Source organism: Lysinibacillus zambalensis, from assembly GCF_040183165.1.
GTDB classification, from domain to species: domain Bacteria; phylum Bacillota; class Bacilli; order Bacillales_A; family Planococcaceae; genus Lysinibacillus; species Lysinibacillus zambalensis.
On the sequence record NZ_JBEGDG010000092.1, the window covers coordinates 1 to 528 of the forward strand.

Genomic DNA, 528 nt, shown 5'->3' on the forward strand with positions numbered 1-528 from the left:
CGCAATGCGAGCTGCGTAAACACGAGCTTGATCACACCGAATATCTGTGGGTTTAATCGCTGGGTAACTATTTTCAGCTGCTACTAATAATGTAATAGCTTTAGCCTTCGCACGCATTAGCGATAGGTTTTTTCGCGTATTGACCTATAAACGATTTTTAATAATCGTTTTAGAATGGGCCTGTAAAAGTGCGGGATGCGGATATAGTTGTACATTATTTAAAAATAGTGCTGAACTCGGAGTAATCAGCTTTTCTAATTCTGGCACGATTTTTTCAAATAAAGAGGGTCGAGATTCTTTCTCTCTGCAATTCGATATACTTGATAATCATACATTTGAAAGTTCTTCATTTGATATCAATATGCCAGACCAAATAAGATATGACTGGATCTATGAGAGTGATGTCTATGTAGAAAATGGAAAAATAAATATATTAGCAACAAGCAATCTCAATAATGAGGATGAGCTGCACTTATATACAGTTGATGAAAACATAAAGGAATTAGAACAAGACTCATTTATTGCTAA

General features: G+C 35.0%; 1 pseudogene. It reads left to right on the forward strand.

What is annotated here, in order from left to right:
- Positions 1–139: 139 nt before the first annotated feature.
- Positions 140–528: pseudogene (locus ABNX05_RS26195) on the forward strand (hypothetical protein); the annotation flags it as partial.